Here is a 7,909-nt window from a genome sequence, read left to right as displayed (position 1 = left end):
AAACTCTGCTTGTGCAAATCAACGCCAACATAGACATTACTCATGGCCGCGTCTCCTCTCCTTACGGTTGGTTTGAGTTACCCGTAAGGTACTGTAGACGTCGGCCTTTTCATAAAGTCAATCTCGGAAATGGACCCCTGGCCTCATATCGAGATTGCTTCGGCGAAGCGCCTCGCAATGACTTGAAGAGAGGTTTTTGGCCACGGGAAACCGCTGCATGCGATCAGACAGACGCCACCGGCATCGTCTGGGGGTCGTCAATCAGGATGCGCTCTTTGATCGTGTAGGCCTCGGCGTAACGGACACCAGCCAATTGCCCCAATTGATGCGCGCGGGTGTGCATGAGATCGTAGATGTTGATACCTGGCGAGAAAATGTTCCTGCCGCCGGTGGAGATGAGATCGTACAGGTTAGTCGTCCCTTTAAGGATATCCTTGAACGATGTGCCACTGCCGAACTGCGACTGGTAGGCGGCCACCGCCTCGCATTTCTGCTCGAATTCATCGGTGATATCGACAAGGAACGAGTAGTCGGTATTACGGAAATATGAGACGTAGATGATTTTTCGCGGACGGAACGGCTCGCCGTCGATTTTCAGCTTCTTCAAGCCCGCCAGGAAGCAGGCATCGTAGCCGAGACGGCTGCAAGCGTTGTGGTCCGGATGGCGCTGTTCCCAATGCGGCAGAATGACCAGTTCGGGCCGCGTGGCGCGGATAGCCTCGGCAATCTTGAGTTTGTTCGGCTGGTTGTATTCGACGGCGGCGTCTTCTATCTGGAGATTGTGTCGGTAGGCTAACCCCATTACCTTGGCCGCGGCAGCCGCCTCGGAGGCACGGCTATTTTCATCGCCATGCGTCCCCGCCTCACCGCGAGTCAGGTCCAGCGCGCCGACAGCTCTCCCCCGCTTGACCATTTTGATAAGCAGACCGCCACAGGTGATCTCAGTATCATCGGGATGGGCGGCTATGGAGAGAACGTCGAGTTTCGGGGCGTCAGCCACGGATGACTTCCTCGTAGTATTGTTCGTACTCGGCGACGATCTTGTCGGCGTTGAATTTCCGGTGTGCCGACTCGGCGGCTGAAGCCTTGAATTCCGCCAATCGCTGTTTGTCTCGAAGGAGCGCAATAGCAGCACGAGACATCGAGACGGTGTCTCCTACCGGCAGCAGAAAGCCATTGCGGTAATCATCGACGACCTCCACCAGGCCTGTTCCGGACGTGCCGATAACCGGCACGCCGCAAGCCAATGCTTCGAGAGCAGCAAGGCCGAATGACTCTTCTTCCGAGGGAAGCAAAAACAAGTCGGCGCACGGCAGGACTGCTTCCACCCGGCTCTGGTTGCCGAGGAAATTGACTTTGTCAGTCAGGCCACGCTTGTTGATCTGGCGTCGGGCGAGAACGGTGTCCGGGCCCTCACCGATCAGCACCAGTTTGGCCGGGAGTTCGGCGGAGATTCGCTCGAAAACATCGATGACGTCCATGGTCCGTTTCACCGGGCGGAAGTTGGAGACGTGCATGACAAGATACTCGTTATCGGCGGCAAACTCGGCCCGTTTGCACTGACTGGAATGTGGTTTGAAACGGGAGGCGTCGAAGAAATTGTGTACGACGCGGATCTCTTTGGTGATTTTGAACACATCGCGCGTCTCGGCGGCAAGATAGTTAGAAACGGCCGTGACGCCATCGGACATGTTGATGGAAAAGCGTGTGATGTCGTAGAAGGACGGATCGGCGCCGACCAGCGTGATATCGGTACCATGAAGCGTGGTGATGATTTTCGGCAAATGGTTGTTCTCCACCGCCAATAGCTGCCGCGCCAGGAACGCCGACGTTGCGTGCGGAATGGCGTAGTGCACATGGAGAACATCAAGCTTGTACGCACGGGCGACATCGGCCATTTTCGATGCCAGCGTGAGTGTGTACGGGGGCTGCTTAAAGAGCGGATAGGCGGTCGTCTCGACGCCGTGGTAGAAGACGTTCCCCTGATACTTGTCCAGACGAAACGGCAACGCGTAGGAAATGAAATGGACCAGATGCCCGCGGGTGGCAAGCTGCTGGCCGAGTTCGGTGGCAACAATGCCGGAACCGCCCGGAACCGGATAACAGGTGATACCGATGACCATCTATTTCTTGAACTCCGCTAATGAAATGAGTTGATGTGCGGTCTGGTTGGCATCCATCCGCTGATGGACAAAAGATACTATCTCCCGACCGTGTTTGGCAACGAAATAGGCGACATTGAGGGTTCGTTCCTGCAAACCGCGATTCGGATACAGGCTTCGGCCGAGTCTATATAGGCGGTCGCGCATCTCTTTCTGCTTTTTCTTATGTCCGGCGAACAGCTTGTCCTCGAATTGCCTTAAGGAGAAGTCTATTTTGCCGAATGTCTGTTTGGCGAACTCACTAACGGAGGGGTCGAATTGGAGTGACTGACTGCTGAATTCCTCGAAGCGTGAAGCCACATCGGCGCGAAGCTGTGAGTACCGTTGCTCCAGATCGGCGGGGAAACTGGCGGTAAGGACCCGGTTGACGACCAATTCGATATCGCCGGTTAACTCGTCGAACGTTATGCCGAACTCATCCATCATCTTCTCGTAACGCGATTCCACGAGTGTCAGGGTTGGACGAGCGAGGCGGACCGGAGCCGGGAGATCGAACAAGGGAAAGAGGGAGGACATTTGAGCGAAATAGGCGATTTCCGATGGCCCACCGAGTTGACCTACCACAGGCAGTAAGTATGACTGCATGACCGGCCGCAGGAGCGCATCGGGTGAGAGGCGCTCGGGTTCCGAATCGATTATCGAGCGCAGTTCGTGCTCGTCATAACTTCGGTCGCCGGCCCGGAATTGACCGCTGTCGCGCGTGACAGGCGTGCGGGCATTTTGGTCAAGGAACAGATGTGTGGCCTGCTGGTCCTTTTCCACCTGGACATGGTAGCCCGATTCCCGAAGGAGTTGGTTGGCGCCATGAATAGCATCCGTGATCGCTACCTGCCGGTCGAGCATCGAGCCGAAAAAGGGAGCGGCGAGGCGTTTGACCTCAGGGTCGGAAGGGTCGAACAGGATCAGCCCGGTATCGGTTGTCAAAGCCGCCATGAACCGACCGAAGGCCGAGACAAATGTCTCGCCGGAAGTGTAAGAGCGGTCGAGCAGGTCATAAAGCCATAAGGTGAACTCGGTCTCGCCGAGACTGGCTCGATACGCAGATATTGCCCGATCGAGCGCCTCCTGGTCCGAAAAACGCGTTTTTCCCATAGAGAGCGCCGATGCGGGGGGGGTGTCATACGATACTCGGACCAGTTCCGATTCTCGGTTCAGGAGCCAGGTGTGATTGGCTTCGGCGAAGTCGTGGTCATCGGCGGCGATCCAGAAGATGGGCACAACCGGTCGCCCGAGTTCCTGGGAGAATTGCCTGGCCCGATTGACAGCACCGAGCGCTTTGATGAGTGTCATCATCGGGCCGCCGAACAAACCGGCTTGTTGACCGGCAAACACGCAGAGAGCCTTCGGATCGAGCAGTTGTTCGATAGCGGCGAGCGTGCGCTCTGAAGCCCCGAAGGCAGTGTTCTGACATCTAAGAATATGGACCATTGAAGGGCGGTGGGCTGCATGCCTGTCCAATTGCTGGGCGACGGCCGGCAAGTCGCCTGATCCATACAGACGTCTGGCCGACGGGAGGTCGGCCAGGAAGTCCAGATAGAGTTTGGAGTAGCCGAGCGCCTTATTTGGGGCGATCAAGTGATTCACCAACGGCAGGTTCCTTTCCGGTTACCGAAGCTGTAACAGCGGAGCGACGCCGAAAGAGCCCGACAAAATCATCAATTAACGTGTAAACCACCGGTACAACCACGAGCGTTAACAGCGTGGAGGAAATGACACCGCCGATAACCGCACGGGCCATGGGGGCCCGGAATTCGCCGCCAGGACCCAGTCCGGTTGCCAGCGGGAGCATACCGAACACCATGGCGAAAGTGGTCATCAGGATGGGGCGGAGCCGGATCGGACCGGCCATGAGAATGGCCTCGGTCCGTGGAATACCTTTGGCGCGTTGCTGCTTAACGAAATCTATCAGCAGAATGGCGTTTTTGGTGACCAGCCCCATCAAGAGGACGATACCGATCAATGATTGAATGGACAAGGATGAGCCCAGCAGTCCAAGAAACGCGCCGATAAGCGACAACGGAAGAGATAGCATAATGGAGAACGGGTCAAAGAACGACTCGTACTGTGAAGCCAGCAACAGGTAGATGAAAATCACCGCCAGGAAGAGTGCCTTACCAATTGCGTTGAATGATTCGCCGCGGATTTTCTCCATACCGGTCGGTTCAATGATGTAGCCGGGCGGCACCTGCATTTTGGCCACTTCGGCCAAGACCAGATTGGAAGTAGTACCAGTAAAAGCGCCGCTGGTCACGTTCCAGTTGACCCGCACTTCACGCTGACGATTGAACCGATCGTACTGGCCAATCTCGGATCGTTTGGTTATGGTGGCGACGCGGTTCAGGGGAACAAGCAGCTTGCCGTTGTCCGGTTTGTCCTTGTTGCTTTCGACAAGGATCCGTCCGATATCTTCGGCAGAGGCCCGGTACGGCTTGTCGAGCCGCATGCGAACATCGTATTCCTCGTTCCCCTCTTTGTATCGCGTGACCACCTCTCCCTCCACCAGGGCGCGGACCGTCATGGGGATGGCCGCCAGATTCAGACCAAGATCATCGGCGGCCTTTCGGTCCACTTGCACGTGCAGCTCAGGTTTTCCCTCGGCCATGCTGTTATCAATATCCACGGTGCCGGGCACACCGGTGACAATTTTCTGTACCTGCCGCGCGAGCCCGCGAACGACGTCCAGATCCTCACCACGAACCGAGAATTCGACCTCTCTATTACTTCCGCCGCCATGCTCACCGCTTGAGACCGATGTCTCGATGCCTGGGATATCCGCAATAAGCGCGCGAACGGAGTCCATCATCTGCTTGGCCGACAGTTTTCGTTCTGCCCGGTCCACGAGCTTCAGCAGAATCTGGCCTTCGGTGACCGGGTCATTGCCGGAACCGATGGTCACATAGGTGGAGGTGACCTCGGGCATTACTCGAACGATTCTTTCGATACTGGCAATAGCATCTGAGGTCTGCTGTAATGTGGAGCCGGGTGGTGTGGAGACGCCAATCGCAAACTGGCCCCGGTCCGATTCGGTGAGGAACTCACTCCCCAGAAACAATGTGGTGCCAAGAGCGCCGGCGAATGAAAGGACGGCAACTACCATGACCACCCATCGTCTGCGTAGAGATGCCGCGAGGAGACCGTGGTATTTGGGTTTGAACCAGTCGAAGGCTCGGTTCCAATAGCCAAGCGCACCGTGAAACCTGCGCCAGAAACCTGACTCCAAGTGTGCGCCAGGTCCGGCGTCACCATGCTTGTGCAACCACCGGGCGGACAGCATCGGTGTAAGCGTAAACGCTACAAACAGCGAGATGATTACCGCAAATGCTACCGACATGCCAAATTGGTAGAAGAATCGCCCGATGATCCCTTCCATAAAGGCGACCGGAATGAACACGACCACGATCGAAAACGTGGTTGCCATCACCGCCAGGCCAATCTCCTTGGTGGCGGTAAAGGCGGCGCTCCAGGCAGCTTCTCCTTCATCGATGTGGCGATAGATGTTCTCGATGACGACGATGGCGTCGTCGATAAGCATTCCGACCGCCAGCGACAGCCCGAGCAGGGTCATGAAATTGACCGTAAACCCGAGCATCTTCATAACCGTGAATGTTGCGATCAACGATATCGGGATGGAAAGTCCGGCGATGATAGTGGGACGAAAATCAAGCAGGAACAAGTACAGTACAATGACGGCCAGCAACATGCCGAAGATAATATTGAAGTTGATCTCGGCGATCGATTCCTCGATGAACTCGGAATCGTCGGCGACAACTTCTATCTTGATGTCGGGCGGCACTTCGCTTTTGAGTTCAGCTATGACCTTACGAGCTTCGTGCGCCAGATCGACCACATTGGCTCCGGATTGTTTGCTGAGGCCGAGTGAGACGGCAGGTTTATCATTAAACCGCGACAACGAGCGCTGCTCGACGGTTGTGTCAACAGCACGGCCGATGTCCTGTAATCGCACCTGCACGCCCTGCCGGTTCTTGATGATCACATTATTGAACTGCGAGACATTGTCGATTCGGCCCATGATTCGGACAAGATACTCGCGCGACTTCTCGTCCACTCTGCCCCCCGGCACTTCGAGGTTGGCAGCACGAATGGCGTCCTGAACATCGGCAACGCTGACATCGTACGATTCCATCCGTTCCGGATTGAGGGCAACGAGCACCTCGCGTTCGGAACCGCCGATGAGCAGCACCTGGCCGACACCGGTAACGGTCTCAAGCCGCTTTTTTATCAGGTTCTTGGCGAGTTCCGTTATCTCGCGCGCCGGGCGAGAGCCGGACACCGTGAGCGACAACACCGGCCTGGCCTGCGGGTCGTACTGGCTGACGACCGGCTCCTCGATCTCTTCAGGAAGGTCCCCTCGGATGCCGGCCACCTTCTCGCGAACGTCGTTAGCGGCGTCATAGACGTCCTTTTCGAGCTGGAATTCGATAAAGACCAGCGAGTACCCCTCCTGCGAGCGCGAGGTGATGTTGCGGACGCCGGAGATCTGGTTGACGGCATCTTCGATCCGCTTGGAGACCTCGGTCTCGATCGTCTCAGCCGCAGCACCGGGATAGACTGTTTGGACAGTTACGTAGGGAAAGTCAACTTTCGGCATCTCCTCGACGGCAAGAGATGTCAGCGCCGTGTATCCAAGCACCACGAGTGCAAGCATCATCATGGTGGTGAAGACCGGACGCTTGATAGCAACTTCTGACAGTGTCATTTGCCTTCGTCTCCAGCCGCCGCCACTGTCACTTTGAAACCGTCTTCAAGATACGTCTGACCCAGTGTGACGAGCGTGTCACCGGCAGTAAGGCCGGACGTGACAACCACCCGGCCATCCAGATCCTCGCCAAGGACGACATCCTGACGCCTGGCCGTACCATTCTGGACCGTGAACGCGACGGTGCGATCGTCCAGAGTTACGACCGCAACTCGCGGTATAGCGATCACATGTTCGAGTCGTTTCTGCACGATATTGACCTTCACAAACATGCCGGGCTTGAAGAGGCGTTCCTGGTTATCGATGAGCGCTTCGACCTGGAAGGCGCGGCTGAACGGGTCGGCCGACTCGGCCACCGACACTACTTTGCCGTGCCCGGTCTGTGAGAGAGCATCTGAAATGACAGTGACATCGGCTCCGACGGAGATGAACCGGATATCATCGGCGTTGACACCGAACTTGATGCGCAGGTTGCGAATGGTGGCAACCGTGGCGACTTTCTGCCCGACCTGAACGAAATCGCCGGGTGATACCGGGATGGACGTCACGGTACCCTCAATTGGGGACGTGATGTCCACCAGCCGTTTGACGGCGTCGAAATTGGCTCTGGCCACCTCGTAGCCGGTCTTGGCCTGATCAAATTCGGATTCGGAGATCGCCCCTTCCTTGAAAAGATATTCCATCTTGGCGAAGTTCTTTTCGGCATTCTGATACAGCGATATGGTCTCGTTGTAACGAGAGCTTGGTCCGAGTTTGTCCAGAGAGATGATAACCTGATCTGTCTGCACAGTCTGCCCTTCGCGGACGTGTACTTTATCGACAGCTTCGGCCAGCTTGGCGTACAACACAGCCTGACGTTCTCCCTCGATTGAGCCGGTGAACGTCTTCACCATGTCTTCGGTGGAAATCCGGACTACCTCAGCGCGCACGGCGACGGTTCGCTCAAGCGTGGTCAACTGTTCGTTACGGCTGCAGGAGGTCAGAGCCAGTCCTGTCAGCACGGCGAGTGTGAGTATTGGCGTTTTCATGG

At 56.5% G+C, this 7,909-nt stretch carries 5 protein-coding genes; all 5 read right to left on the bottom strand.

Going from position 1 to position 7,909, the window contains the following annotated elements; all coding sequences use genetic code 11:
* Positions 1 to 223: 223 nt before the first annotated feature.
* From bshB1 to AB1644_05930, 5 genes are read right to left on the bottom strand one after another with little or no spacing between them, the layout of a single operon-like run.
* Entirely contained in the window at positions 224 to 1,000 is a 777-nt protein-coding gene (gene bshB1 / locus AB1644_05950; protein MEW6050589.1) for a bacillithiol biosynthesis deacetylase BshB1, read from the bottom strand.
* Positions 993 to 2,123: an N-acetyl-alpha-D-glucosaminyl L-malate synthase BshA gene (bshA, locus tag AB1644_05945; GenBank protein ID MEW6050588.1), complete on the bottom strand. Its 1,131-nt coding sequence runs from the start codon at positions 2,121 to 2,123 to the stop codon at positions 993 to 995. The genes bshB1 and bshA overlap by 8 nt, the downstream gene beginning before the upstream one ends.
* Complete coding sequence (gene bshC, locus AB1644_05940; GenBank protein ID MEW6050587.1) at positions 2,124 to 3,746, bottom strand: bacillithiol biosynthesis cysteine-adding enzyme BshC; 1,623 nt, start codon at positions 3,744 to 3,746, stop codon at positions 2,124 to 2,126. It abuts the gene before it with no gap.
* Positions 3,721 to 6,879 carry an efflux RND transporter permease subunit gene (locus AB1644_05935; protein ID MEW6050586.1) on the bottom strand — a complete coding sequence of 1,053 codons (3,159 nt, stop codon included), beginning with the start codon at positions 6,877 to 6,879 and terminating at the stop codon, positions 3,721 to 3,723. Before AB1644_05935 ends, bshC begins: the two co-directional genes overlap by 26 nt.
* A complete protein-coding gene (locus AB1644_05930; GenBank protein ID MEW6050585.1) occupies positions 6,876 to 7,907 on the bottom strand; it encodes an efflux RND transporter periplasmic adaptor subunit in 1,032 nt (343 codons plus the stop codon). Before AB1644_05930 ends, AB1644_05935 begins: the two co-directional genes overlap by 4 nt.
* Between the last annotated feature and the right edge of the window lie 2 nt (positions 7,908 to 7,909).

The organism is Candidatus Zixiibacteriota bacterium (assembly GCA_040753875.1).
Taxonomy (GTDB): Bacteria; Zixibacteria; MSB-5A5; order GN15; family FEB-12; genus DATKJY01.
Note: the sequence above shows the minus strand (reverse complement) of the source record. Positions and strands in the feature narration are given on the sequence as shown.

Excerpts from the sequence above, each read along its gene's own strand:
- bshA (MEW6050588.1), bottom strand. The coding sequence starts at position 2,123 with ATGGTCATCGGTATCACCTGTTATCCGGTTCCGGGCGGTTCCGGCATT.
- AB1644_05935 (MEW6050586.1), bottom strand. The coding sequence starts at position 6,879 with ATGACACTGTCAGAAGTTGCTATCAAGCGTCCGGTCTTCACCACCATG.
- AB1644_05930 (MEW6050585.1), bottom strand. The coding sequence starts at position 7,907 with ATGAAAACGCCAATACTCACACTCGCCGTGCTGACAGGACTGGCTCTG.